Annotated in this window: 22 protein-coding genes; 14 read left to right on the forward strand and 8 right to left on the reverse strand. The window is 39.7% G+C overall.

Features of this window, described 5'->3' with window-relative positions; genetic code table 11:
• Positions 1–18: 18 nt before the first annotated feature.
• From traJ to CRT24_RS17040, 5 genes are read right to left on the reverse strand one after another with little or no spacing between them, the layout of a single operon-like run.
• Entirely contained in the window at positions 19–1014 is a 996-nt protein-coding gene (traJ, locus tag CRT24_RS17020; RefSeq protein WP_002993175.1) for a conjugative transposon protein TraJ, read from the reverse strand.
• 3 nt (positions 1015–1017) lie between these two features.
• Positions 1018–1650 (reverse strand): DUF4141 domain-containing protein, encoded by a 633-nt coding sequence (locus CRT24_RS17025; protein ID WP_002993177.1) that lies wholly within the window; start codon positions 1648–1650, stop codon positions 1018–1020.
• A gap of 27 nt (positions 1651–1677) precedes the next feature.
• On the reverse strand, positions 1678–4179 hold the full coding sequence (locus CRT24_RS17030) for a TraG family conjugative transposon ATPase (protein WP_002993178.1): 2502 nt from the start codon (positions 4177–4179) through the stop codon (positions 1678–1680).
• A complete protein-coding gene (locus tag CRT24_RS17035; RefSeq protein ID WP_002993179.1) occupies positions 4176–4508 on the reverse strand; it encodes a DUF4133 domain-containing protein in 333 nt (110 codons plus the stop codon). Before CRT24_RS17035 ends, CRT24_RS17030 begins: the two co-directional genes overlap by 4 nt.
• An 11-nt stretch (positions 4509–4519) precedes the next feature.
• Positions 4520–4825: a DUF4134 domain-containing protein gene (locus CRT24_RS17040; RefSeq protein WP_002993181.1), complete on the reverse strand. Its 306-nt coding sequence runs from the start codon at positions 4823–4825 to the stop codon at positions 4520–4522.
• Positions 4826–5412: 587 nt separating this feature from the next.
• On the opposite strand from CRT24_RS17040, the gene CRT24_RS17050 reads away from it, so the two are divergent.
• Together CRT24_RS17050 and CRT24_RS17055 are read left to right on the forward strand one after the other, a co-directional pair.
• Positions 5413–7584: a TonB-dependent receptor plug domain-containing protein gene (locus CRT24_RS17050; RefSeq protein WP_094280385.1), complete on the forward strand. Its 2172-nt coding sequence runs from the start codon at positions 5413–5415 to the stop codon at positions 7582–7584.
• 5 nt (positions 7585–7589) lie between these two features.
• Positions 7590–8384 (forward strand): cation transporter, encoded by a 795-nt coding sequence (locus tag CRT24_RS17055; protein ID WP_094280386.1) that lies wholly within the window; start codon positions 7590–7592, stop codon positions 8382–8384.
• 60 nt (positions 8385–8444) lie between these two features.
• On the opposite strand, the gene CRT24_RS17060 is transcribed toward CRT24_RS17055, so the two are convergent.
• From CRT24_RS17060 to CRT24_RS17070, 3 genes are read right to left on the reverse strand one after another with little or no spacing between them, the layout of a single operon-like run.
• Complete coding sequence (locus CRT24_RS17060) at positions 8445–9080, reverse strand: hypothetical protein (protein WP_002993186.1); 636 nt, start codon at positions 9078–9080, stop codon at positions 8445–8447.
• Between the two features lie 2 nt (positions 9081–9082).
• Positions 9083–9481 (reverse strand): DUF3408 domain-containing protein, encoded by a 399-nt coding sequence (locus CRT24_RS17065; protein WP_002993187.1) that lies wholly within the window; start codon positions 9479–9481, stop codon positions 9083–9085.
• Between the two features lie 11 nt (positions 9482–9492).
• Positions 9493–10260 carry a ParA family protein gene (locus CRT24_RS17070; protein ID WP_002993188.1) on the reverse strand — a complete coding sequence of 256 codons (768 nt, stop codon included), beginning with the start codon at positions 10258–10260 and terminating at the stop codon, positions 9493–9495.
• Positions 10261–10948: 688 nt separating this feature from the next.
• Between CRT24_RS17070 and mobA the strand changes: the two genes are divergently transcribed.
• From mobA to CRT24_RS17130, 12 genes are all read left to right on the forward strand, one after another.
• A complete protein-coding gene (gene mobA, locus CRT24_RS17075) occupies positions 10949–11380 on the forward strand; it encodes a conjugal transfer protein MobA (protein WP_002993194.1) in 432 nt (143 codons plus the stop codon).
• An 8-nt stretch (positions 11381–11388) separates the two neighbouring features.
• The gene (gene mobB / locus CRT24_RS17080; protein WP_002993196.1) at positions 11389–12669 is read left to right on the forward strand and encodes a conjugal transfer protein MobB; all 1281 of its coding nucleotides are present in this window, start codon (positions 11389–11391) and stop codon (positions 12667–12669) included.
• 96 nt (positions 12670–12765) lie between these two features.
• Positions 12766–13140, forward strand: a complete 375-nt coding sequence (locus tag CRT24_RS17085) for a metalloregulator ArsR/SmtB family transcription factor (protein ID WP_002993197.1) — start codon at positions 12766–12768, stop codon at positions 13138–13140.
• Positions 13137–13730, forward strand: a complete 594-nt coding sequence (merTP, locus tag CRT24_RS17090; RefSeq protein WP_002993200.1) for a mercuric transport protein MerTP — start codon at positions 13137–13139, stop codon at positions 13728–13730. Before CRT24_RS17085 ends, merTP begins: the two co-directional genes overlap by 4 nt.
• A gap of 7 nt (positions 13731–13737) precedes the next feature.
• On the forward strand, positions 13738–13944 hold the full coding sequence (locus CRT24_RS21330; RefSeq protein WP_002993202.1) for a GDCCVxC domain-containing (seleno)protein: 207 nt from the start codon (positions 13738–13740) through the stop codon (positions 13942–13944).
• A 197-nt stretch (positions 13945–14141) separates the two neighbouring features.
• Complete coding sequence (mobC, locus tag CRT24_RS17100; RefSeq protein WP_209023135.1) at positions 14142–16145, forward strand: conjugal transfer protein MobC; 2004 nt, start codon at positions 14142–14144, stop codon at positions 16143–16145.
• A gap of 205 nt (positions 16146–16350) precedes the next feature.
• On the forward strand, positions 16351–16686 hold the full coding sequence (locus tag CRT24_RS17105; RefSeq protein WP_209023052.1) for a DUF6660 family protein: 336 nt from the start codon (positions 16351–16353) through the stop codon (positions 16684–16686).
• 183 nt (positions 16687–16869) lie between these two features.
• On the forward strand, positions 16870–21174 hold the full coding sequence (locus tag CRT24_RS17110; protein ID WP_237235625.1) for a CusA/CzcA family heavy metal efflux RND transporter: 4305 nt from the start codon (positions 16870–16872) through the stop codon (positions 21172–21174).
• Positions 21175–21182: 8 nt separating this feature from the next.
• On the forward strand, positions 21183–22442 hold the full coding sequence (locus CRT24_RS17115; protein ID WP_094258247.1) for an efflux RND transporter periplasmic adaptor subunit: 1260 nt from the start codon (positions 21183–21185) through the stop codon (positions 22440–22442).
• A gap of 11 nt (positions 22443–22453) precedes the next feature.
• Entirely contained in the window at positions 22454–22876 is a 423-nt protein-coding gene (locus tag CRT24_RS17120; RefSeq protein WP_094258248.1) for a Fur family transcriptional regulator, read from the forward strand.
• A gap of 47 nt (positions 22877–22923) precedes the next feature.
• Complete coding sequence (locus CRT24_RS17125; RefSeq protein WP_094258315.1) at positions 22924–23643, forward strand: transglutaminase family protein; 720 nt, start codon at positions 22924–22926, stop codon at positions 23641–23643.
• A 5-nt stretch (positions 23644–23648) separates the two neighbouring features.
• Complete coding sequence (locus tag CRT24_RS17130) at positions 23649–25682, forward strand: heavy metal translocating P-type ATPase (RefSeq protein ID WP_094258249.1); 2034 nt, start codon at positions 23649–23651, stop codon at positions 25680–25682.
• The last annotated feature ends 887 nt before the right edge of the window (positions 25683–26569 follow it).

Below are 26569 nucleotides of genomic sequence, written 5' to 3' on the forward strand. Positions count from 1 at the left end.
TTTAGAATGATTAATTGTTTATTTATTCATCAGTTTACCGCCGATGTTTCCAACTGTCGAACCTGCGCCTGCTCCGGCGATATTTCCGGCTTTCATTGCCGTGGAGTTTACATTGCGGGTAAAGTTCCCTGCGCCTCCGGCTTGGATTACCCAACCTGTTACTGTCGGTATAGTGAAGTACCCGATGATGCCGATAATCATAAAAATGATGTACACGGTATTGCTCGTATCAGGAATGTAGGTGGGGTCGGCAAGCATTGCTATATCCCGTTCTAAAATGAGGGATTGTATTCTTGCCAACATTGAGCTGAACAAATCCGAAACGGGAAGCCACAGGTAAACGCTTACATACCTCGTGAGCCATTGCGTGAGCGTGGACTGAAAGCCGTCCCATACGGAAATAGCAAAGGCTATTGGTCCGAGTATGGAGAGGACTATCAGGAAAAACGTTCGTATGGTATCAATGACCAAAGCCGCCGCCTGAAAGAGTATTTCCAATAGATTGCGAAACCAGTCCTTTATCGCCTTTTCAATCTTGTAGGCTTGCCTGTCCATATACATACCCGCCATTGTACCAATGTCGGACGGCGACCAACCCAGTTCGTCCAGTTTCTTATCAAACTCTTCGTCTGATACCATATAGGCAGTTTCAGGATTTCTGACCATTGCCTCATATTCCAACTGGTCTTTCTGCTGTTGCAGCTTGTTCAGGTCAATCACCTGGTCTTCGAGTATTTGGTGGGTTCCTACAACCACCGGGCTTAACACTGCATTGATGGTTCCCAGTACGATAGTCGGGAAGAACATAATGCACAGCCCCAAAGCGAACGGGCGCAGCAGAGGGAACATATCAATAGGTTCGGCACGGCTTAAAGCCTGCCAAACCTTTAATGCTACATAGAACAATGCTCCCAATCCCGCCAAACCCTTAGCTACTGCCGCCATATCGCCTGCAAGCGGCATCATATCGTCATAAAGCGATCGCAGGAGTTCGTGAAGATTATCCCATTCCATAGTTTACCAGTATTTTTGGTTAGCAGTTCCGTAGAGTTCAAGCACTCTTTGGGCATCGTTTTTCTTTTTCGCTCTTAGGTAGCTCACAGAAATGTTCTTAGTGGTGTAGTAGCGTACAAGGCTGTGGTAATCCTTTACCTCTTTGTACACACGGTCAATAATGTCCATACGCTCTTTGTCATTCAGCGAAAGGCTTGAAGAGGTTACAATCTGCTTTAGTTCTTTCAGCAGTTCGGTACTTTCATTGAGCAGTGCCGAATAACCGTTGCCAATAGCGACCAATTCCTGTGGCGAAAAATTGGGGTCGTTCATCATCTTGCCGAAGTTCTGCACGTACATTTCGGACACATCGCCCACCAAGAGTACGGTTTGCTGCACCTTACGGGCATCTTTTACAAGGTTGTTGATAGCTTTCAGCTTGTCGTAATACTCCTTGCCCTGGTCGTACACTTTCTTTACTTCGTTGAAGTTCTTTATCACATTACTCACGGTGGAAGAAGTCTGTATGATTTCATTCGCACTGTTGATAATCCCTGAAGCCAAATTAGCGGGGTCGGTTACAACCCATTGGGCTTTTGCTGACGGTGCTACGGCGAGCATCAGTGCCGTACACACCAGATACATTACTTTTTTCATTGTTCTGATTTTTTAAATTGTTAATGACTATTGATTTGAATTGTCCCGCCGTTGCATTGCGATATGCTTAATAGCGAGTTCTACGTTACCATCGAGTTCCGCAGCAAGCTGCATCACTTCCATCTTTTCGGTTTCCTCTGTGGTGTAGGCGAGGTATTCCTCCAAACTAACTTCGGTGGCATAGACTGCCGAGTGCGTACCACCTAAACCAATCCAAACCTCTTTGTACAAGCGGCTTGCATCGTTGTTCATATTGATGGAAAGTACCTGACCTTTTTCTTTGTCGGTAAGCCCCAACATTGCCTGTATATCATCAAACTTGTTCATATACTTGCGTTGGTCTAAAAGGATTTTACAGTCGGAGTTATTGATGATACTTTCTTTCACAATGGGCGACTGGATGATATCATCGACCTCCTGTGTTACGACAATGGCTTCTCCGAAAAACTTACGCACGGTTTTGAACAAATACTTGATGTATTCTGCCATTCCCTCTTTTGCAATCGCTTTCCAAGCCTCTTCAATCAGGATAAGTTTGCGAATACCTTTCAGTCGGCGCATTTTGTTAATGAACACCTCCATAATGATAATCGTGACTATGGGAAAGAGGATTTTGTGGTCTTTTATCGCATCAATTTCAAACACGATAAAGCGTTTGGAAAGAAGGTCTAACTGCTTATCGGAGTTGAGCAAATAATCGTATTCTCCTCCTTTGTAATAGGGTTCGAGAACATTCAGGAAATTGGCAATGTCAAAATCTTTTTCCCTGACTTGTTTCTCCTCCAATACTTTGCGGTAGTCGTCTTTTACATACTCATAGAAGCCGTTAAATGACGGATAAGTATCATCTTGTTTGATACGTTCGATGTAACCGGAAACAGCATTGGACAATGCTACTTCTTCCGACCTTGTCGGCGGTTCATCGTCCCGTTTCCAAAGAGTGAGTATCAGAGTTTTGATACTTTCCCGCTTTTCGATGTCGAACACGCCGTCATCGGTATAAAAGGGATTGAACGCAATCGGGTTATCTTCGGTGTACGTGAAGTAAACACCGTCTTCGCCTTTGGTTTTTCCTTTGATGAGTTCGCATAATCCCTGATAACTGTTACCCGTATCTACGAGTAGAACGTGAGCACCCTGTTCGTGATATTGGCGTACCATATGGTTAGTGAAGAAAGATTTTCCCGAACCTGACGGACCAAGTATGAACTTGTTTCTGTTCGTGATAATCCCACGTTTCATCGGCAAATCGGAAATATCCAAATGGATTGGTTTTCCTGTAAGCCTGTCCGCCATTTTGATACCGAACGGAGAGGGCGAATTGTGGTAATTCGTTTCTTCTGCAAAGAAGCACAAGGCAGGTTCTATAAACGTATAGAAACTTTCCTCACTCGGAAAATCGCCAGCATTGCCTGGCATTGCAGCCCAATACAATGTGGCAACGTCTGTCGTGTTGTGGCGGGGCTTACACTCCATTAGTGCCAACGCACTACCGCAATCGTTCTTTAGCTGTTTGAGTTCCGCAGGGTCTTCCGACCAAGCCATAATATTGAAGTGTGCTCTTACAGAAGATAGCCCGAAGCTGTGTGCTTCGTTCAGATACTTCTCAATCCACTCCTTATTGATTTGGTTCGCCCGACTATAACGGGCTAAAGAGTGCATATTACGGGCAGATTTCTCAAACTTTTGCAGGTTGTCCTCGCTGTTATCCAAGAATAGGTACTGATTGTAAATGTGGTTACAGCTCAATAACAACCCTACGGGTGCAGCAAACGACAAACGGCAGTCGCTCCGGTCGGTAGATAGCTTTTCAAAGCGGGTATCAGCCGAAACAGTTGCAGGCAGGTCGTCCGTATCGGACAAGGTGTGCAAAGACAGCCTTTTGTTGCCGATACGCACTTCTTCCGCTCCTAATGCGATGTCCTGCATTGGTGTTCCGGCTTCTCTCGAAAGTGTAAGGTATTGTTCCAGCAATCCCTGTTTTTCGTCTGTTCCGATGATGTCGTCTTCGGTCAAACGTCGCAGGTTTACAAAACCGCTATCATTCACGATACGTTCAAACTGTGCGACCGCTTCCATAAATTGATGTATCGTTTCCTTATTGATTTCCTTTGGAATAAGCGTACCCTTGCAAAGCGAACTGAAATTGCTTTGCATACGCATTCTGTTCTTGGTCGTTTTTGTCAGGAACAGGTAGCAATAATGGTTCAGGAATGGTCGTTCGTTGAAATGCCGTTGATAGCTTTTGGAAAGAAAACTCTGGTCTTCCTGTGCCAAATCGGGAGTGTAGCTTTCTTTGATATACCAATCTTGCTTGTGAATGACTGTAAAATCGGGTAATGTCTTAATCGCCTTATGCCAGGCGGAGTGAATAGCTTCGTATTCAGCCGATGCTACCGTAAACAGCTCAGGCAATCGTACTTCAAAACAGGCGGTTATGTCCGCATCTTTGGACAGGATACAGTTGTTTTCTACTGCCAAGAGTGGAAACTTATGTTCCAATGTGGTTGTTTTGGCTACATTTCTCATACGGCTTTCGGTTTAGGAGTGAATTTTAAATACCTGCGTACAGGCTTACGACAAATAATGTAGCGAGGGTGTCGTTTTCTCGCACCTACTTTCATTAGTCCGTGTTCTCTGTACTTTCGGTTCAGCGAAAAGGTCTGCCATACAATGAGCGAAGCACCGCCAGCTCCGAGAAACAGGCAGACGTAATTACTTACGCCAGCCATATACAATATCATCACGAAGATGAGCGTACCGAGCAGACCACCAGCGAATATGAACAGGTATTGGGCTTTCAGCCCTTTAAATTCCACTGTCCTGCCAATGCCTTTGTTAATGTTATAACTGTTCATAAGGCAGAGGTTTACAGGAAGAATGAACGCAGGATAGTAGCCGCAACAATCAGGAAGATACACGCACCGAACCACGAAGCCGCCGTCTTCGATGTGTCGGGGTCGCCCGAGCTGAATTTGTTGTACACCTTAACACCTCCGATTAAGCCGACAACCGCCCCAATCGCATAAATGAGTTGGGTGGCAGGGTCGAAATAAGACGTTACCATTTGGGTAGCCTCGTTGATACCTGCCGACCCGTTTCCCTGTGCGAACGCACCCATTCCTGACAGCATTGCTACGGCTGCCAGCAAAACTTTTTTACTTTGTTTTTTCATAATTGAAACACATTAATTTGTTACTGTTATCCCGCACCTTGCGGACTTTCGGGACAAAGGTGTTTTAGAAATCAAGGCGTGATAACAAAGTGGCAGTGAGAGGAATTGTTTGGCTGTGGGTGGCTGAATTGCTAAAGAAAATAGAGAGGTGTTGACAGGAAGAGAGAGGTTTTTACTATCTTCGTAAAATGAAATCCTTGTCGTACATATTAGCATTAATGGTTTTGGTCTTATCGACCTTGCCAAGCTTTATGGAAGATAAATGTTTTGACCTAGTGAATCAAACAACAAATAGTCAAGAACAAGATAGCGACGATTGCGGTATGGAATGTTGCTCGCCTTTTTCTAAATGCAATACCTGTACTGGATTTGTAATTACTTCCTTTTATGCTTTAACATCCAATTATGTCCAACAACCTAAAAAGAAATTAGGTGTAATAACAGCGTCAGCTGTTTCAGACTTCCTCTCTTCCATTTGGCAACCCCCTAAGATTAATTAATGTTTTTAGTGTCTTCGGCACAATAACAGATTACGGTGCTACAAACCGTCAATTCTCATTTTTCAAACATTAATGTTTTTTTATACAATGAAAAAAATAGTCTTTGTGTCATTTTTTATGACACTAAATCTCTGTGTATTTGCACAAAACATTTTAAATGCTGTTATTAGAAACAGTGAAAACAAAAATCTTTTGATTGGAGTGACAGCATCTATAAAAGGAACCTCGCTTGCCGCTACATCAAACGAAAACGGTCTCATCATAATAGAAAATATTCCTGATGGGATACAGGAAATACATTTTAGCTATATCGGTTTTAACGACTATATAGATACATTGGAATTTCCATTAGCTGACAACAGTCCTATTGAAATCTTACTCAAAGAAAGTTCAGAGGAGTTAGAGGAAGTTGTCATTTCATCCACAAGAAGCACAAGGAGTATACAAAATATCCCTACCCGTATTGAATTTATTGGAAGTGAAGAACTGGGCGAAAAAGGGAACATGAAACCGGGAGATATTCGTATGCTTTTAGCGGAAAGCACAGGTATTCACGTACAAACCACTTCGCCTACCAGTGCCAATGCAAGTATTCGTATTCAGGGACTTGATGGAAGATATACACAAATCCTGAAAGACGGTTTCCCCATTTATTCAGGTGCTTCAAGTGGATTGGGTTTGTTACAGATACCACCACTTGACCTCAAACAAGTAGAAGTCATCAAAGGCTCTACATCTACACTATATGGAGGCGGAGCAATAGCTGGACTGGTCAATCTGATTTCCAAAACGCCGACCTATGAGAGAGATTTAGGTTTTCACCTCAATGGAACATCCGGCAGGGGTTTGGATATAAACGGCTTTTATGGACAAAGGTTTAATAAAATTGGAACAACTATATTTGCTTCCCATAACCGTAACGCAGCTTATGATCCTGCTAAGAACGGACTATCCGCTATTCCACAATTCGAACGCTATGTACTGAATCCGAAGCTCTTCGTTTATTTCAATGAAAAGACGAAACTGAACTTCGGTATCAACACAACGATCGAGAGCCGTTTGGGAGGTGATATGCTTTACATCAAAGGAAATGGAGATAATACAAACCAATATTTTGAGGAAAATAAAACACAACGCTATTCCACACAATTTATTTTCGACCATATCATCAATGAAAACAGTACTGTTCAAGTCAAAAATAGTGTAAGTTATTTTAACCGAAATACTACCATTCCAAACTATAAGTTTGAGGGAACACAAACAGCAAGTTTTACCGAAGCCAACTACACCAACAGTACTGAAAAATCGGAATGGGTCACAGGTATTAATATTTGGACGGATAATTTCAAAGAAAAGCAGATTATGGCATCTCCGTTGAGAGATTATAATCAGACTACATTCGGTGCTTTTGTACAAAATTCTTTTAATGCTACGGATTGGTTTCAATTGGAAACAGGTTTTAGAACGGATTATGTTGTGGATTATGGGGTGGTATTCTTACCGAGAGTTTCGGCTCTATTCCACATTGCCGAGGGCTTAACTTCACGAGTTGGTGGTGGATTTGGCTATAAAACACCTACCATTTTTACGGAAGAAAGCGAACGCCTACAATATCAAAATGTAATGCCCATTGACGACAAGACCAATAAATTGGAAAAAAGTTATGGAGCAAATGCAGACATCAATTACCGCACCTACATTGGGGAAGATTGGTCATTTAGCATAAATCAATTGTTCTTTTACACCTATTTGGATAATCCCTTGTTACTTGAAAACTCCTCGGCAAATCTGTATCAGTTTGTTAATTCTCCTGGCTACATCCATACCAAAGGAACAGAAACCAATATTAAAATTGGTTATGATGACCTGAAATTGTTTTTGGGTTATACCTATACAGATGCCCGATTACACCATAATGGAACGACTGTAGAAAGCCCTTTAACACCAAAACACCGCATTAATTCCATCCTGATGTATGAAATAGAAGACAAATGGAAAATTGGTCTGGAAGCCTATTATTTCAGTCGCCAAAAACTGAATAATGGAACTACGGGCAAAGATTACTTTATTACTGGATTTATGGCTGAAAAGATTTGGGAAAGATTTTCTCTGTACATCAACTTTGAAAACTTCCTCGACACCCGACAAACACGCTTTGACAGCATTTATACAGGAACAATAACCAATCCAGTTTTTAAAGACAATTATGCACCTTTGGACGGATTTGTGATTAACGGAGGAATAAAATTTAAGCTTTAAAATAAATGGAAAAAACCATATTCAATATAACTAAAATGGATTGCCCAAGCGAGGAGCAATTAATCCGTATGAAACTGCAAGACTTTGATACGGTAAAAGGATTGGAATTCGATATAGCCAATAGAAAATTAGACGTTTATCACGATGGAAACCCAGAGCCAATTTTTTTGGCTCTGGGAACACTGAATCTAAATACGACATTGGTTTCAACCGAAAAAAGTAATTTCGTTGTTGAAACAGATACAAGCAACAAGCAACGGAAATTACTTTGGATCGTATTGATTATCAACTTCCTGTTCTTTGGATTGGAAATGTTATTCGGTGTTTTTTCAGGCTCAATGGGGTTGGTAGCCGATAGTTTGGATATGCTTGCCGACAGTGTCGTTTACGCATTGGCATTAATCGCCGTGGGTGGAACAATCGCTTTAAAAAACAACATCGCCAGATTTGCAGGATACTTCCAAGTCTTACTGGCTATTATAGGTTTCGTTGAAGTAATCAGACGTTGTATGGGAATTGAAGCTATGCCCGATTTCAAGACAATGATTGTCGTTTCAGTTTTAGCATTGATTGCAAACGTATTTTGCCTTTATCTTTTACAAAAGAACAAAAGTAAAGAAGCGCATATGCAGGCTTCGATGATATTCACATCAAATGATGTCATTATCAATTCGGGAGTTATTGTTGCTGGTCTTTTAGTTAATTGGCTCAATTCAAGTTATCCAGATTTGATTATTGGAGCTATTGTATTTGTAATTGTAGCAAGAGGGGCTTACAGAATATTGAAGTTGGCAAAGTAAATGTAAAAATAAGTTGAGCCTGAAATTTAGTTTTTCAGGCTCAATTAAAATAATTCCGTTTCAGACAAACTCCCCAATATCAAAATCATCTAAATCATTGTTCCGCAAAGTGGAAGAACTGATTTCCGTTTCAGATGAGAGTGAGCTATCCAATAGCTTGGCAATTTTACTGGATGCACCCGCTATAGAATTTTCCAGCAGACTAAATAATTCGGTTCCCTGTATTTTCTGAACGATTGCTATCGCTGTTTCCTTTTGAGATGACTCCAGTTTTTCTTGCTGAAGCAACATCCCCACGGAGCTTAGTTCTTCAAAGGTAACCCCTTGGGCAAAACCATTATCGCCACCAGATATTCCGTACCTGTTCCATTCTTCTTCCTCTTCTTCAAAATCAGGTTGATTGCTAAAAACTTCATCCAGCTCTTCCTGCGGAATCTGAATACTCCTGTTTTCATTTTCGTCGTATTCAATGTCTAAATTATCGGGATTTACCTCTGGTTCCTCAATCTGGCGTTCATTGGCAGTGTTTGGCACTGAAAGGCGTTCTACGGGTTTGGGCTGTCCCATAATATCGGGCAGATCCGGATTGACTTTCTTTTGCGGAGGTTTTTGTTTTGACCTTTTCTTAATGATAATCTTATCCTGCAAAAGCAGGACAATGACGATCAGCAGGCATATTACTATTACAATTTCCATAACTATAAAATTGGTTTAAAACGTTCGTTGAAATAATCTGTAATATCGTCCCCGTACTCTCTAAAATGGTGTTCAAGAATGTTGTCGATATAAGAATAGAGTGTAGTCTTTTCTTCTCTTGTTAATTGTACTATACGTAACAACCTTTCGTGATATTCTGGACGAATGTAAACGACCTTTCCGTTTCGACCTGAAGGAAAACGATTGACCAGAAATGTCTCCTCATAATCCACCTTCTTTAGGGAGCTATTGCGGGCTTTTGGTTTTGTTTCCTTCTGTATTTTCTGTTGTTGAATAACTTCGGGTATAGTAACAGATTGATTACCACTCATGATATTCATGATTAATTCTTCATCAACATCGGGCTTATCAAAATCTTTTCTTCTCTTATCTGTTGACATACTTAACTATTTTAGAGATTAACAATTTTTAAAAATTCTTCAATAAATAAATCCAGTCTCGTTACTTTCATTAGTTGAGGTTCGGCAGGTAACAGACTTGACCGAAATACACTGTTCGGTGTATCGTCCGTCTCTTTTCTGAAACGTTTACTATCCATTATCCGAGAATTCATCACAGATAAATCGAGTTCGTTAATAACGCTTTGATAAGCCTCGTATATTCCTGTTTTCTCTCGACCATCTACCTGATTCCAAAACATCCACATTTTCTGATCTTCATTACTCTCCTCCGTTTCGGGCAAGCCAAGGAATGCTTTAGTAAAGCTCAGTGTACTTTCCATAACTAGACGGTCAGCACTAATTGGAGAAAAAATAAAATCCATTGTTCTTAAGGTCGTGAGCACACCTTTTGTATTAGCTGTTCCGGGAAGATCAAAAAAAGTTATATCAGGCTCTATTGCAGATTGATTTACGTATTCTAAAGCCTTTGACAAGGCATCCTCCGGTTTACAACTGATAATCGGATATGCTTTTTTATTGATACTTTGATACAACTTCATTGCAGCTCTTTTGTGGTAATCATTCTGCATAATAGTTTTCAAATCCCTTTCCCTCATATTGGCTAAGCTGTGTTGTGGGAAATCACAATCCATTACAAGGACATTAAAAGCTAAACGATAATGCAATACACTTGAAAGTAATGCGGTCATAGTAGATTTTCCAACACCGCCTTTAGGCGTTGAAAAACTAATTTTTAAAGTTTTCTTTTTTGTTTCCATTATTTAAAGATTTATTGTTACACATTTTATTTGTTTGGCAGGTTTGAATATTGGTTTATTTAAATAGTACCTATTTCCTATATGCCTGTATTCCCCTTTTGGAAATTTTCTTGATTGTTATTTGCTTTTATTACCGCTTGGTGGGTAATCATTTTTAGCAACTGGAAAACCTTACAACTTGTAAATTGCTTTACCGCTTTTATGCTTTTACAGTTTTATGTTTTTAAAACCCTATGCTTTTATTCCAAAATTTCTGTACTAAAACCCAATTTATTTTTTATCCTCATTACATTTTTTATTACCTGCACTAAAACTATACGGCAAATAAAGCGATTGAATCGGCTCGTTATTGATGGGTGGTAGTCTTTGGCACCCAAAGGCAGTGTTTGGCTATGTGTCTGATTGTGATGCTCTCATAAGTAGTGTCTTACTTTGTATATAGAATTTTATTAACAGATTTATGCAAAGGCATCTTGAGGAACTGGACAAAAGCAGAACGGCATCAAGCCGTTTATCCCTGCTACATTTAATCCGTCCCGAAGGGCGGATTTTTGTGTTCACCAGAACACGGCAAGTTGTGTTTTGAGCATCTCGAAAAGATTTCCGATGCTCAAAACAACTTGCCCTGCCGGGGGCAGAAAACGTCCTCCGAAGTCGGCGTTTTGTATGAATTAAAAATGGATTAGTGATGAATGAAAACAGCAGAAAGCAGTTAAAAAAGGGCGGGCGTCCTCTAAAAAACGATCCCGCTAAAATCCGGTACACGATTTCCTTTAATGAGGAAGAGCATGCCCGTTTTCTTGACTTATTTGAAAAGTCCGGTATGCAGGTTAAGGCACATTTTATAACCTCTTGCATCTTCGATAAGACGATAAAATCTGTTAAAATAGACAAAGGAACAATTGATTTTTATATGCGATTGACTTCGTTTCACAGTCAATTTCGATCTATTGGCGTGAATTATAATCAGGTCGTAAAGCTATTGTATAAGAACTTTTCGGAGAAAAAGGCAGCAGCATATCTCTATAAATTGGAAAAACATACGGCTGAAATGACCGCCTTGTTTAAAGAAATTGTCCAGATAACGGAAGAATTTGATGTAAAATATCTGAAAAAATAACAGCAGAAATGATTGCGAAAATTGGTAGAAGCGCAAATTTATACGGAGCCTTGGCATATAATCAGCTCAAAGTGGAGAACGAAAATGGACAAATTTTGTTCGCCAATAAGATAATTGAAACTGCTAACGGACATTATTCCGTAGCACAATTAGCCCAATCTTTTGCTCCTTATCTCATCGCCAACCGCAATACCGAGAAACATACGTTGCATATTTCGCTCAATCCTGATCCCAAGGATAATGTAGATGATGATAAGTTTAGGGAAATGGCGGAAGAATATATGCGTGAAATGGGTTACGGCGAACAGCCTTTTGTGGTCTTCAAACATACCGATATTGACCGTAGTCATATCCATATCGTATCGGTCTGCGTGGACGAACAGGGCGTGAAAATTTCGGATAGTTTTGAGAAAATGCGGTCTATGAGTGTATGCCGTGAACTGGAAAGAAAACACGGTCTGATACCCGCAACGGACAAAGAACGTAATCACAATGATAAGGTTTTTCGTCCGGTGGATTATCGGGCAAGTGATATAAAAAGTCAGATTGCTTCGGTCATTCGCCACTTGCCGAACTATTATCAATACCAAACTTTGGGAGAATACAATGCTTTGCTTTCCCTGTTCAATATTACCACCGAGAAAGTGGAGGGAGAATTACACGGAAAGGCACAGCAGGGTTTATTGTACATTCCATTGAATGAGAAAGGCGAAAAAGCAGGACATCCGTTCAAGGCTTCGTTTTTCGGAAAGAACGCAGGGCTTCCGGCTTTGGAATTGCATTTTGCGAAATGCAAAACAACCCTGAAAGATACCGCAACCAAACAGACTTTAAAATCAGCCGTTACCATTGCCCTGCAATCAACGGTTGACGAATTGAGCTTTAAAAAACAGTTAGGCGAGCAAGGTATCAATGTAGTGATACGCAGAAACGATACCGGACGAATTTACGGTATGTCGTTCATTGACCACAACTCTAAAAGCGTTTGGAACGGTTCACGATTGGCAAAAGAACTTTCTGCCAATACCTTTAATGATTATTGGAACAATAATATCAAAGCGGAGATTAAAGAGCCAGTTGCACCCCTACCAAAATTGTCCAAACCGACTGATACGGAGGATTTACCTGCGGAAGAACCACATCATTTGTTCGACTTCTTAAATACTGAAAAACACGAAGACGGTTTGATAGAAGCCTTTGGAGGTTTGCTCATACCTGAAGCACAGGGGGAAGATTACGAGGAACAGGATTTTGCTAATAGGATGAAGAAAAAGAAAAGAAGACTATAGTAAGTCATCTTTTGGAATTAAAATCTGCTTTTAAAACGATTTGTTAAATTGTATTTTAGCATTTGCTTAAATAAACGAATTAACTATATTTGCACTATGGGTAATAATTCTTGTATACGTCAACAAGCAGACATTGAACAAATAAACCGCTGTAAAGACCGGGTTTTAGAGCTTAACGATTCGTTTGATTATTTATCGAATGGGCTTGAATTGGCAGGAAATACCGTAAGACTTAAAATTCTCTTCCTACTTTACGAAGAAAAACGACTTTGTGTTTGCGATATAAGCGACGTTCTTGGAATGACAATCTCGGCAGTTTCACAACATTTACGAAAACTTAAAGACCGTAATCTAGTAGAAACAGACAGGGAGGCCCAAACTATTTTTTATTCATTGACCAAGGAATATGAAAAATTGCTAAAACCGTTTTTTAAAATACTTGATGAAAACAAAGTCATAGAAGCAATATGAAAACAAACAACAAACTTATCGGCGCAGGACTTTTGACTGCAATTGCAGCTTCACTTTGTTGCGTTACACCAGTTTTGGCTCTCATTGCAGGAACAAGCGGACTTGCCTCCACTTTTTCTTGGCTTGAATCTTTCAGACCGTATTTTATCGGTTTGACAATTTTGGTTCTTGGTTTTGCTTGGTATCAAAAGTTAAAGCCTAAAAAGCAAATTGATTGCAATTGTGAAACAGCAGAAAAACCAAAATTCATTCAGTCGAAAACGTTTTTAGGAATTGTAACATCATTTGCAATAGTAATGCTTGCTTTTCCATATTATTCAAGTGTTTTCTACCCAAAGACAGAAAAGCAAATCATAATAGTGGACAAATCCAATATTGAAAAAGTAGAATTTACGATTAGCGGAATGACTTGTGCAAGTTGTGAAGAACACATAAATCACGAAGTGAATAAATTGATAGGGATTGTCAATCTAAAAGCTTCTTATGAAAATGGAAATACAATCGTAGAGTTTGACAACTCGAAAACAAATATTTCTGAAATTGAAAAAGCAATAAACTCAACAGGGTATTCTGTAACCGCGAAAAATTAAAATTAAAATGGAAATCAAATTGCAATCAATAATCACTTGCCCCAACTGCGGACACAAGAAAGAAGAAACAATGCCGACAGATGCTTGCCAATATTTTTACGAATGTGAAAAGTGCAAACATGTTCTTAAACCAAAGCAAGGCGACTGTTGTGTTTATTGTAGTTATGGAAATGTTCCTTGTCCACCTATTCAGCAAAACAAAAAATGTTGCTAACGGGTATAAAACAAAAGAAGGTCGATATAACTAAAGTATTTTTATTTTACTACCTATAAATATTACTATATAAAAGGGGTATAGAAGCTATACCTCTTAGACCCAGCCGAACCCTGCCACTCACCGCCATCCACTACCACTTTTCCAAAGCCAATCTTTATAGTCTTTAAATTCACGCCCGAACATTAAAATTAAAAATAATGCAAGGAGAAGACGATTTAAGAGGTTTAGCCAAAATAATGGCTTTTATGAGAGCAGTTAGTATTCTATTAGTACTGATGCATCTTTATTGGTTTTGTTATGGTTTCTTTATGGAACGTGGCTGGACACTAGAAGTAATCAATAAAATATTAGGGAATTTTGACCGAACAGCCGGTTTGTTTTCGCATACTTTATATACCAAAGTATTTGCAATCGTGTTATTGGCTTTAAGCTGTTTGGGAACCAAAGGCGTGAAGAACGAGAAGATAACCTGGTCAAAGATTTACGTGGCTTTGGGAATTGGTTTTTTGCTGTTCTTTCTGAATACACCACTGTTAAAGTTGTCGCCCATCATTGGCACATTCTTTTATATACTGACTATCGGACTAGGTTATATTGCTTTGCTGATGGCTGGGGTTTGGATAAGCAGGTTATTGAAAAACAACCTGATGGATGATGTTTTCAATATGGAGAACGAAAGTTTTATGCAGGAAACCAAATTGATGGAAAATGAATATTCCGTAAACCTGCCTACTAAATTTTGGTACAATAAAAAGGAACACAAGGGCTGGATCAATATAGTAAATCCTTTCAGAGCAACGATTGTTTTGGGGACTCCGGGTTCTGGTAAATCGTATGCCGTCGTTAACAATTATATCAAGCAACAAATTGAAAAAGGTTTTTCGATGTATATCTACGATTTCAAGTTTGACGACCTTTCTACTATTGCTTATAATCATTTATTGAAACATCAGGATAAGTACGAAATAAAACCAAAGTTCTACGTCATCAACTTTGACGATCCACGCAAGAGCCATCGTTGCAATCCGCTCAATCCAGATTTTATGACTGACATATCCGATGCTTACGAAGCCGCTTACACGATTATGTTGAACCTCAACAGAAGCTGGATACAAAAACAAGGAGATTTCTTTGTCGAATCTCCAATTATTCTTTTAGCGGCTATCATCTGGTTTTTAAAAATTTACGAGAATGGTAAGTATTGCACCTTTCCACACGCCATTGAATTGCTGAATAAAAAGTATTCGGATGTATTTACCATTTTAACTTCGTATCCTGATTTGGAAAACTATCTTTCACCATTTATGGATGCTTGGCAAGGCGGAGCACAAGACCAGTTGCAGGGACAAATTGCATCGGCTAAAATCCCTTTGTCACGAATGATATCACCGCAGTTGTATTGGGTTATGACAGGCGATGATTTTTCATTGGACATCAACAACCCGAACGAGCCGAAGATTTTGTGCGTGGGTAACAATCCCGACCGTCAAAATATCTACTCCGCAGCTTTGGGCTTGTACAACTCCCGAATTGTCAAGCTCATCAATAAGAAAGGACAATTAAAGAGTTCGGTTATTATAGATGAGTTGCCCACGATTTATTTTAGAGGGTTGGACAATCTTATCGCAACGGCGAGAAGTAATAAGGTGGCTGTGTGCTTGGGCTTTCAGGACTTTTCGCAGTTGATACGTGATTACGGCGATAAAGAAGCTAAAGTTATTCAAAACACCGTAGGTAATGTATTCAGTGGACAGGTTGTAGGAGAAACGGCAAAAAGCCTTTCGGAACGTTTTGGAAAAGTATTACAGAAACGTCAAAGTATGACGATAAACCGTAATGATAAATCAACTTCTATTTCTACACAATTAGACAGCCTTATTCCGGCTTCCAAAATTTCAACCTTAACGCAGGGTATGTTTGTCGGTTCTGTATCGGATAATTTTGACGATCGTATCGAACAAAAGATATTTCACGCAGAAATCGTGGTCGATAATGAAAAGGTAGCCGCCGAAACAAAAGCCTATCAAAAGATACCGCAAATCCTATCCTTTGTAGATGAGCAAGGCGAGGATAAAATGAAGCAGGAAATTGAAAGCAATTACCGTCAGATAAAATCAGATATTCTGCATATCGTCGAAAGTGAAATGGAACGGATTAAGAATGACCCGAACTTACAGCATTTGATACAGCAAGAGTAATAAAGGTACAAGTGGAAATTTTTAGTATAGACTAAAAAATATTGGCGATACTTCTTCTTAAATTTAGTATGGAGTGTCGCCAATATTGTTTTGAACAGTATGTAAAACAAATATTCAGAATGAAAAAGGATATTATATAAAATAGTAATTATTCAAAACAATGCAATGCCATTGCATTACTTTTTTACTAACTTTGCAAAAGAATATGAAAGTCTTTTTTTCCATATTGGCAATTTATATGATGGCGGTATTTTTAATGCCTTGTACCGATATGTATGAAAAGGAGAGTTTTCAAAACCATAACCATTCAGAAGAATTAGCCCATAAAGCAAGCCACGACCATCAGGAAAAACCTGATATGTGCAGTCCGTTTTGTTTATGCGGTTGTTGTGGAATGGTGTCGGGCATAGTGCTTCAATGGAATGTATATAACTTAGTTAAGAAGACCTTTGACTTGTCTAAGGCCAAAGTTTACTATAAATCTATCTTTATATCCCTCTATCTGGGAGAAATTTGGCAACCGCCAAAGATTAATGCATAATTTTTAATGTTTAAATGATTACAGCTTAATGCTAACAGCGTTAGCTTGGTTTTTAGGGTATTTATATTCCCTAAAAACATAATCATTATGATTTTATCATTATTTATCCATCATTAATCATCACAAAAAGTGTTAAATAACATTATAAAATTCTCTATAAAGAATAAGTTCATTATAGGATTAATGACCTTATTACTCATCATTTGGGGGGTATGGAGTGCCACGAAAATCCCCATTGATGCCCAACCTGACATTACAAACAATCAGGTTCAGATTATTACCCTGTCACCAACATTAGCAGGACAGGAGGTGGAGCAACTGGTTACATTTCCTGTAGAGCAAAGTATCGTCAATCTTCCCAAAGTAGAAGAAATAAGAAGTGTTTCGAGGTTTGGACTATCTGTTGTAACCGTAGTGTTTCAAGACAATGTCGATATTTATTTTGCAAGACAGTTGGTAAGCCAACAGCTGAAAGAAGCACAAGACCAGATACCTGATGGAGTTGGAACGCCTGAACTTGCTCCTGTCAGTACAGGTCTTGGCGAAGTGTACCAATACATTCTCCATCCCAAACAAGGAAGCGAAGATAAATATTCTGCAATGGATTTACGGACAATGCAGGATTGGATTGTCGCCAGACAACTTTACGGTACTCCGGGAATTGCAGAAGTTAATAGTTTCGGCGGTCTGCTCAAACAATACGAGGTATCCGTTGACCCTAACCGCATCAAAGCGATGGACGTCAGTATCTCCGATATTTTTACTGCACTCGAAAACAACAACCAAAATACCGGAGGCGCTTATATTGATAAGAAACCCAATGCATACTTCATTCGGGGAATTGGTTTAGTCACTTCACTGGAAGATGTAGGTAATATTGTTGTTAAAAATACGGAAAGTGTTCCGGTATTCATCAAAGATGTAGCAAAAGTACAATTTGGTCACGCTACCCGATACGGAGCAATGACCTATAACGGCGAAGTAGATGCTGTGGGAGGTATTGTAATGATGCTCAAGGGAGAAAACACTGCTACGGTCGTAAAAAACATCAAAGAAAAAATACCGGTTATCCAACAATCTCTACCCGATGATGTGGTCATAGAACCTTATTTGGATAGAATGAACCTGGTAGATAGAGCGATAAGTACTGTCGAAAAAAACCTAATTGAAGGTGCATTAATCGTAATATTTGTATTGATTATCTTCTTAGGGAATTTCAGGGCAGGTTTAATCGTCGCATCAGCTATACCGTTATCAATGCTTTTTGCATTGGGAATGATGAGGTTATTTGGCGTAAGTGCCAACCTGATGAGTTTGGGAGCTATTGATTTCGGATTGATAGTGGACGGTTCGCTGATCGTTGTTGAAGCCACAATGCACCATTTGGGCTTACGGAAATCCACTCAAAAACTTACGCAGGCAGAAATGGACGAGGAGGTGTATGAATCTGCAAGAAAAATCCGTACGAGTGCAGCATTTGGAGAAATCATTATCCTCATTGTTTATATTCCTATCCTTACTTTGGTCGGCATAGAAGGAAAAATGTTTACGCCAATGGCGCAGACCGTAAGTTTCGCCATTTTGGGAGCTTTGATTTTGTCCTTTACCTATATCCCGATGATGAGTGCCTTGTGTCTGTCTAAAAAACCGATTACCAAAAGGAATTTTTCAGACAAAATGATGGACTATCTTCAAGGGGTTTATAAGCCTTTGTTAGAAAAAGCCATTCGGATAAAATATGTGATTATTGCGGTTGCCGTCGGACTTTTTACCATTAGTATATTCCTTTTTTCACGGATGGGCGGAGAGTTCCTGCCAACATTGGGCGAGGGCGATTTTGCTTTCCATTGTATTTTGCCGCAAGGAACATCCTTAAGCCAAAGTCTGGAAACCTCTATGCAGGCATCTAAGATAATCAAGGAGTTTGACGAAGTAAAAATGGTTGTAGGAAAAACGGGGGCTGCCGAAGTACCGACAGACCCGATGCCGCCCGAAGCGACCGACCTGATGATTATTCTTAAACCACAGGACGAATGGAAAACAAAGAAATCGTATGACGAACTTTCCAATGAAATGATGGAGAAACTCGAAGTTATTCCCGGTGTATTCTTTGAAGCCAACCAGCCGATACAGATGAGGTTTAATGAACTGATGACGGGTATCAGGCAAGATGTAGCTGTGAAAATATTCGGAGAGAACCTCGACAGTTTGTTGATTTATGCCAATAAAGCCAATGCCATTATTCAAACGGTAGAGGGTGCAACCGCTCCGCAGGTAGAACGGATAGCAGGTCTTCCACAGATTAATATCGAATACGACCGTACCCGAATAGCCAACTATGGCTTGAATGTACAGGAGATAAACGATATTGTCAGTACTGCGTTTGCAGGTAAATCAGCAGGCGTGGTTTATGAAAATGAGCGTAGATTTGATTTGGTGGTACGGCTTGATGAAGAACACCGCAGTTCTATTGAGGATGTGAGCAATCTGTTTATTCCACTTCCAAACGGAGAGCAGGTTCCACTTTCGCAGGTTGCCAACATTGACTATAAATTAGGTCCTGCACAAATCAGCCGTGAAGGAGGAAAACGAAGGATATATGTCGGATTTAATGTACAAGGGCGGGATGTAGCAAGTGTTGTAGAAGAAATTCAGGATAAGTTGGCTGAACAGGTTAAGCTACCGACAGGATATTATTTTACCTATGGCGGTCAGTTTGAGAACCTCCAAAAAGCTACTGACAGATTACTGATTGCAGTACCTATCGCCCTGCTTTTGATTTTTATCTTATTGTACTTCACGTTTCATTCGTTCAAGGAAGCCGTTTTGGTCTATACAGCTATCCCGATGAGTGCCATTGGAGGTGTGTTTGCCCTATTGTTGAGGGATATGCCATTCAGCATATCAGCAGGTGTAGGGTTTATCGCTTTGTTTGGTGTTGCTGTTCTGAACGGGATTGTACTGATTTCCACATTCAACAGATTGGAAAAAGAGGGTTGGAACGAGATTATCCCGAGAATTATCGAGGGGGCTAAAACAAGACTAAGACCCGTATTAATGACAGCGTCGGTAGCAAGTTTAGGTTTCTTACCGATGGCATTGAGTACAAGTGCGGGTGCAGAAGTACAAAAACCGTTGGCAACGGTCGTTATCGGCGGATTGATGTCAGCAACGGCATTGACGTTATTCGTACTGCCTTTACTATACCTCGTATTTATGAGAAATCATAAGCCTACAAAAAATAATAAAATGAAAGCCATAACACCTATATTGTTACTGTTTACGTTCTTAGGCTTTTCTCAAACCAGTAATGCACAAAATCCTGTAAACGTAGATAGAGCTATCGAAATAGCTATGGAAAATAACCCTCAGCTCCGTTCCAAAAAATTGGAGATTCAATCTACCCAAAGTTTGAGTAAGACAGCATATGAGCTACCGAAAACCGATTTAAATTTCCAATATGGGAATACAGATGGATTTGAGTACAATGACGGTTTCCAAATTTCGCAGACTATACCCTTTCCAACACTTTTTGGGGTAAAGAAAAACCTTGTCAAAGAGCAAGTCAAAGGGCAGGAATGGTCAAAGGCTCTGACAGAAAATGAGCTAAGAAAGCAGGTAAGAACATATTATTATCAGTTAGCGTATCTGGAACATAATGCTTCGGTATTGAAGTATTTGGATAGTATTTATGCAGACTTTATCCGTGTGGCGGAGCTGCGTTATAAAACAGGAGATATAGGGCGGATAGAAGTCAGTACGGCTGTTACCAAAAAGGGGGAAATCAATATATTGCTCCAGCAAAATGAGGTCTTCAGGCAAAATGCCTATCAGAATCTTAAAAACCTGATGCAGACAAAGGAAGATTTTGCCATTGAACCCAAATCAGACTATGAACCATTACTTTTGACTTCTTTCATAGACAGTTCAGCTATTGAAAACCACCCAAGCATCCAGCTATTGTATCAGGAGGCTAAAATCGCTGAACAGAACAAGAAGTTGGAACGGGCAAACAGCCTGCCTGATTTTACGTTCGGTTATAATAATATATCGCTGATAGGAATGCACAGTAGAAACGGCGTGGAACAATTTTACGGCAGAGGACAGCGGTTCAGTTTTGTTGATGTAGGCATAACCATTCCACTCTTTACTACGACCAGAGCGAAAATACGTTCCCTTGATTATCAAAAACAATCATTGGAACTGAATGCCCAATGGCAACAACAGCAGCTAAAAACGGAGTTGGCAAATGCCCTGAAACAATATGAACAGAATGTTTCACAGTTTACCTATTTCAAGGAGCAGGCACTTCCGAATGCTGATGAAATCATCAATGCGGCAAAGTTAGGGTACAGTACCGGAGATATTTCTTATGTGGAGTACCTCTTTGCCTTGCAGACAACAACCGATATTCAGCTTAATTATCTAAAGAGCATACAGCAAATCAATGAGGCTGTAACGCTTATTCATTCATTAATCAGCAAATAATACAAAATATGAAACGTATCATCAATAATATAGTTTTCAGCGTTTTTGTCCTCGTAGCAATCTTTGCTTTGAACGCCTGTACAAATAAACATACGGAGGACGACGGACATAATCACGGTAGCGAAGCAGCAGCAACAACGGACGAACACGAAGAAGAAAACGTTGCGGTACTGACCGATGAACAGATAAAAGCTGTAGGTATCGAAATCGGGATGATTGAACAGAAACAATTGTCCGCAACATTGAAAGCCAACGGTGGATTGAGAGTACCCAACAGCAACAAGGCAAATGCAACTTCAATGTTTGGCGGCGTTATCAAATCCCTCAATGTGGAGATAGGCGATTTCGTAAAAAAAGGTCAGGTCATCGCCACTATTTCCAATCCGGAATTCATACAATTACAGGAAGAATACCTAAGCATCAATAGCAGGATAGAATTTGCAGAGCAGGAAGTTGCAAGACAAAGAGAGCTGAACGAGGGAAATGCAGGTGCAAAGAAAAACCTGCAAAGTGCCACATCTGAATTGAACACGTTGAGAACACGAAAAGCATCGTTACAACAACAAATCCAAATGATGGGCATTAATCCGGCTTCCCTGTCAAATTCCAGCCTTAAATCCTCGTTGGTCGTTACAAGTCCGATAGGCGGTACGGTAAGTAACGTTTTTGCCAAAATCGGAAGCTATGTAGATGTGTCTTCGCCTATTGCCGAAATAATAGAGAACACAGCATTGCACTTGGACTTACAGGTTTATGAAAAAGATATTCCCCTAATCAAAATAGGTCAGAAAATAGATTTTGTCGTAACCAACAACCCCAATAAGACCCATTCTGCCGAAGTTTATAGTATAGGTTCATCTTTTAGCGGAGAGAGCAAAACCATTGCCGTTCACAGCAGAATTACCGGAGATAAAACAGGATTGATTGACGGAATGAGCATAACCGGAAATGTAAGTTTAGATGATGTATTAAGTACGGCTGTACCCAACGAAGCGGTTGTCAATGCAGACGGGAAATATTACATCTTTTTGGTCAAGGAGCAGGAAGAAGAACCGCACGACCATAAAGAAGATGAGGCTCACGACCACGGTTCGGAAAATGGAACTCAATTTACAAGAATGGAGGTCGTTAAAGGTGCTTCTCAATTGGGTTACACGGCGATAACGCCTGTAAATGAAATTCCACACGGTACACATATCGTGATAAAAGGTGCGTTTTTTGTGAATGCAAAAATGAATGATACCGGAGAACACGGTCACGCTCACTAAAATGGTATATAATGAAAAAAAGCATTGAACAAAAGCTGTTGTCAAAGAACACCAATCCGACCAGTATGCGGATATTGGTATATGATTTCTTGGAGCAACAGCAGACAGCGATGTCCTTATCTGAAATCGAAAGTCATTTCTATAAAGCAGACAGGGTTACGATTTACAGGACTTTGAAAACTTTCGAGGAAAAAGGCATTGTACACAGTATTCAGGAGAACACTACCGTTAAGTATATTTTGTGTCACGATGGGTGTGATGAAGAAACACACAAAGATTGGCACTTACATTTCTATTGTAAAATCTGTAAACAGACAACCTGTAAGGAGGATTTTATAATACCGCAGAATGGAAACCAAAATTACCGTATTGACGAAATAAAACTATTTGGTAAAGGTATTTGCGAGAACTGTTTAAAGGAGAGTTTGCAATAGCATTGCAGGCTCTTCCTGTGTATCTTTGTCATAAATATAAATGTGTTATGGATAACTATCTTAAAGAAACAAAAATCCTTGACTACTCAAACGTTTCTATACAAGAGCTATTGGAACAAAGAGGGTGGAAAGATTTGGGCAATGTTTCAAGAGTTAAAGCCATTTACAATTTTGTCAGGGATGAAATAAAATTTGGCTACAATGTTTCGGACGATATACCTGCATCAGAAATATTGCAGGATGGCTATGGACAGTGCAATACCAAAGCGACTTTGCTAATGACGTTATTAAGAGCAACGGGAATACCTAACCGCATTCACGGTTTTACCATTGACAAAGCCTTGCAAAAAGGAGCTATTACGGGTATTTGGTACAAACTTTCGCCTCAAAACATCTTACATAGCTGGGTAGAAGTATGGGTAAATGAACAGTGGTATTTTTTAGAAGGTGTGATTTTGGATAAACCCTATCTCACCAAATTGCAGGAGCAGAACAGCGATTGCAAAACCACATTTTGTGGTTTCGGGGTTTATACCGATAATTTTGAGAACCCACCGATTGAATGGAACCTCAACAATACGTTTATTCAGGATAAGGGCATCAATCAGGACTTTGGCGTTTTTGATACACCCGATGAATTTTATTCTAAGCATCAGCAAAAGCTAAATGCGTTAAAGCGATTTGTTTTTCAGTATATCGTGAGGTATATAATGAATAATAACGTAGAAATAATAAGAAATAAAAGTGTAACGAACCTAAAAAATTAAAGGCTATGACAAATACAGACAAAAATCATAAGCATACGTATGATGCACAAGGCAAAATGACTTGTTGCACGCTGGAAGAAAAAATTTACACCGAAGCAGGTGCAAAAGAGCTGGTAAATGAAAAGCATCAACACGACCACGGCGATGATGAAGGACACGACCACAGTCATAGTGAGAGTAGTCCAATTAAAATGTTTTTGCCGAGTATAATATCATTGGTATTGTTGCTTGCTGCCATAGCATTTGATCATTGGCTTCCACAGCAATGGTTTACGGGTTGGGTAAGGATTATTTGGTATGTGGTTGCGTATGCTCCCGTTGGGTTTCCTGTATTGACAGATGCCGTGAAAAGCATCAGAAAAGGGGAAATCTTTTCAGAGTTCTTTTTAATGGGCATTGCCACCATCGGGGCATTTGCCATTGGCGAATATCCCGAGGGCGTTGCCGTGATGTTGTTTTATGCTGTTGGAGAAGTTTTTCAGACAATGGCGGTTTCCAGAGCCAAAGCAAATATCAAATCATTGCTCGACCAAAGACCTGATGAGGTAACGGTTTTAAGAAACGACCAACCCCTAACTGTAAAGGCGGAAACCGTGAATATCGGCGAAATAATACAATTGAAACCGGGAGAAAAATTAGGTTTGGACGGAGAATTATTGTCTGAAACGGCATCGTTCAACACCTCAGCACTCACAGGCGAAAGCAAACCCGACACCAAAGCCAAAGGCGAAACGGTTTTGGCAGGTATGATAAACCTTAATACCGTTGCACAAGTGCAGGTCACAACCGCATATATGGATAGTAAGTTGAGTAAAATTTTGGAATTGGTACAAAATGCTACTTCACAAAAAGCACCAACGGAATTATTTATCCGCAAGTTTGCGAAAATATATACCCCTATAGTGGTACTGTTAGCGGTCGCTATCTGTGTGCTGCCTTACTTTTTCGTAGCTGATTATGAGTTTAGGGATTGGTTGTACAGGGCTTTGGTATTCTTAGTTATTTCTTGTCCTTGTGCCTTAGTAATCAGTATTCCATTGGGTTATTTCGGTGGCATTGGAGCAGCGAGCAAAAACGGAATACTGTTCAAAGGAAGTAACTTTTTAGATAGCCTTTCCAATATCCAAAATGTGGTAATGGATAAAACGGGTACAATGACAGAGGGTGTTTTCAAGGTTCAAGAAGTGGTATTTGACAAAGCGTTCAATCAAGATGAAATTTTGCAATTGGTCAATGTATTGGAAAGCCACAGTACGCACCCCGTAGCGACAGCTATTCACGAATACGTGGGGGAACTGGATAATACAATCCGCTTAGAAAATACAGAGGAAATTGCTGGACACGGGCTGAAATCAACCGTAAATGGTAAAGACTTGTTGGTTGGAAATTTCAAGCTGATGAACAAGTTTGGAATACAATACGACTTAGATCCGAACAGCATCGTTTATACGACCATTGCCGTTGCTTACGATAACAAATTTGTCGGTTACATTACGATTGCCGACAGTATCAAAGAAGATGCAGAGAAAACCATCCGTTTATTGCATAAACTCAATGTGAAAGCAACTATGCTTAGCGGAGATAAAAGTACAGTGGTAAAGTATGTAGCGGAGCAGTTGGGGATAGATAATGCTTTTGGGGATTTATTGCCCGAAGATAAAGTAAACAGGGTTAAAGAAATTAAAGCCAAAGGCGAAAGCGTTGCTTTCGTCGGCGACGGCGTGAACGATGCTCCCGTTGTGGCGTTGAGCGACGTAGGTATCGCAATGGGCGGTTTGGGAAGCGATGCCACTATTGAAACGGCAGATGTGGTCATACAAGACGATAAGCCGAGCAAAATCCCAATGGCAATCAATATTGGAAAAAAGACAAAGAAAATCGTTTGGCAAAATATCACATTGGCATTTGTGGTAAAAGGAATTGTATTGGTGCTTGGTGCAGGTGGATTGGCTACAATGTGGGAAGCCGTTTTTGCTGATGTGGGCGTGGCGTTATTGGCTATTCTTAATGCGGTACGAATACAGCGGATGAAATTTTAAAGGACGTCAATTTATAAGTATTGAAAAGAAAACAGAAAATACGCAAAAAGAAATATATAAAGGTATTCAACCGAAGCGACTTAATGTCTTTGGACATCAGTGACGACAACCTTGTTGATGTAAGAACCATTTAAGTAGGTTGAAGTATGCTTCTGAAAACCCCGTAACCGGGCGTATGGGTGTATTCAATATGGGACGAAATATCAGTGTTAAATTAATAATGAATTTCTGATTCGATATTATTGAGTGAAAGATTTAAAAGAACGCTAGCAGGAAATGTAACTGACACTATAATGCTCATGGAATAAAAATAAATGGCGGATAAGAGAAACTTATCTGCCATTTATTTCAAAAAAAACGAACCGGTTTGAAAAATACCATTATCTTTGCAATAGTTTTTTTGTTTTTTACATGTTAAAAAGGATAAACATATTAATGATTATATGCTTATTGGGCTTTTTTATAATCCCAATGCAATCCTATGCGTGTAAATCGCATTCCAAAGAAATTGTTATCAAGGAGAAGTCATGTTGCAGTGCCAACAAGCAGCATCATTCAGAAGATCAATGTGAGAAAGACTGCTGTAAGTCTAAGGATGACACGAGCAATGAATGCTCTGGAAATTGTGGACCTACGTCCTGCCACAGCTCTTCTAATAGTTTTTCTGCAACACCCCCATTTTTTAGGAACGCTCAAAATCCTGTTTTTTCTAAAAGTAAAAAATCATACCCTTTATACAAAGAACCCTTTTATTCTACAGGGGAATCTTCCATTTGGCAACCGCCTAAAATAAGTTAAATTAGTACTGTATAGCCATAGGTGTGCGAAATCGGTTGATTTTGCACCTATCCGCAATACATGTTTTATTAAAAGCCAGATCTGGCTTT

The organism is Sphingobacterium sp. 1.A.5, assembly GCF_002734235.1.
GTDB classification, from domain to species: Bacteria; Bacteroidota; Bacteroidia; order Sphingobacteriales; family Sphingobacteriaceae; genus Sphingobacterium; species Sphingobacterium daejeonense.

Excerpts from the sequence above, each read along its gene's own strand:
- traJ (WP_002993175.1), bottom strand. The coding sequence starts at position 1,014 with ATGGAATGGGATAATCTTCACGAACTCCTGCGATCGCTTTATGACGAT.
- CRT24_RS17025 (WP_002993177.1), bottom strand. The coding sequence starts at position 1,650 with ATGAAAAAAGTAATGTATCTGGTGTGTACGGCACTGATGCTCGCCGTA.
- CRT24_RS17030 (WP_002993178.1), bottom strand. The coding sequence starts at position 4,179 with ATGAGAAATGTAGCCAAAACAACCACATTGGAACATAAGTTTCCACTC.
- CRT24_RS17035 (WP_002993179.1), bottom strand. The coding sequence starts at position 4,508 with ATGAACAGTTATAACATTAACAAAGGCATTGGCAGGACAGTGGAATTT.
- CRT24_RS17040 (WP_002993181.1), bottom strand. The coding sequence starts at position 4,825 with ATGAAAAAACAAAGTAAAAAAGTTTTGCTGGCAGCCGTAGCAATGCTG.
- CRT24_RS17050 (WP_094280385.1), top strand. The coding sequence starts at position 5,413 with ATGAAAAAAATAGTCTTTGTGTCATTTTTTATGACACTAAATCTCTGT.
- CRT24_RS17055 (WP_094280386.1), top strand. The coding sequence starts at position 7,590 with ATGGAAAAAACCATATTCAATATAACTAAAATGGATTGCCCAAGCGAG.
- CRT24_RS17060 (WP_002993186.1), bottom strand. The coding sequence starts at position 9,080 with ATGGAAATTGTAATAGTAATATGCCTGCTGATCGTCATTGTCCTGCTT.
- CRT24_RS17065 (WP_002993187.1), bottom strand. The coding sequence starts at position 9,481 with ATGTCAACAGATAAGAGAAGAAAAGATTTTGATAAGCCCGATGTTGAT.
- CRT24_RS17070 (WP_002993188.1), bottom strand. The coding sequence starts at position 10,260 with ATGGAAACAAAAAAGAAAACTTTAAAAATTAGTTTTTCAACGCCTAAA.
- mobA (WP_002993194.1), top strand. The coding sequence starts at position 10,949 with ATGAATGAAAACAGCAGAAAGCAGTTAAAAAAGGGCGGGCGTCCTCTA.
- mobB (WP_002993196.1), top strand. The coding sequence starts at position 11,389 with ATGATTGCGAAAATTGGTAGAAGCGCAAATTTATACGGAGCCTTGGCA.
- CRT24_RS17085 (WP_002993197.1), top strand. The coding sequence starts at position 12,766 with ATGGGTAATAATTCTTGTATACGTCAACAAGCAGACATTGAACAAATA.
- merTP (WP_002993200.1), top strand. The coding sequence starts at position 13,137 with ATGAAAACAAACAACAAACTTATCGGCGCAGGACTTTTGACTGCAATT.
- CRT24_RS21330 (WP_002993202.1), top strand. The coding sequence starts at position 13,738 with ATGGAAATCAAATTGCAATCAATAATCACTTGCCCCAACTGCGGACAC.
- CRT24_RS17105 (WP_209023052.1), top strand. The coding sequence starts at position 16,351 with ATGAAAGTCTTTTTTTCCATATTGGCAATTTATATGATGGCGGTATTT.
- CRT24_RS17110 (WP_237235625.1), top strand. The coding sequence starts at position 16,870 with ATGACCTTATTACTCATCATTTGGGGGGTATGGAGTGCCACGAAAATC.
- CRT24_RS17115 (WP_094258247.1), top strand. The coding sequence starts at position 21,183 with ATGAAACGTATCATCAATAATATAGTTTTCAGCGTTTTTGTCCTCGTA.
- CRT24_RS17120 (WP_094258248.1), top strand. The coding sequence starts at position 22,454 with ATGAAAAAAAGCATTGAACAAAAGCTGTTGTCAAAGAACACCAATCCG.
- CRT24_RS17125 (WP_094258315.1), top strand. The coding sequence starts at position 22,924 with ATGGATAACTATCTTAAAGAAACAAAAATCCTTGACTACTCAAACGTT.
- CRT24_RS17130 (WP_094258249.1), top strand. The coding sequence starts at position 23,649 with ATGACAAATACAGACAAAAATCATAAGCATACGTATGATGCACAAGGC.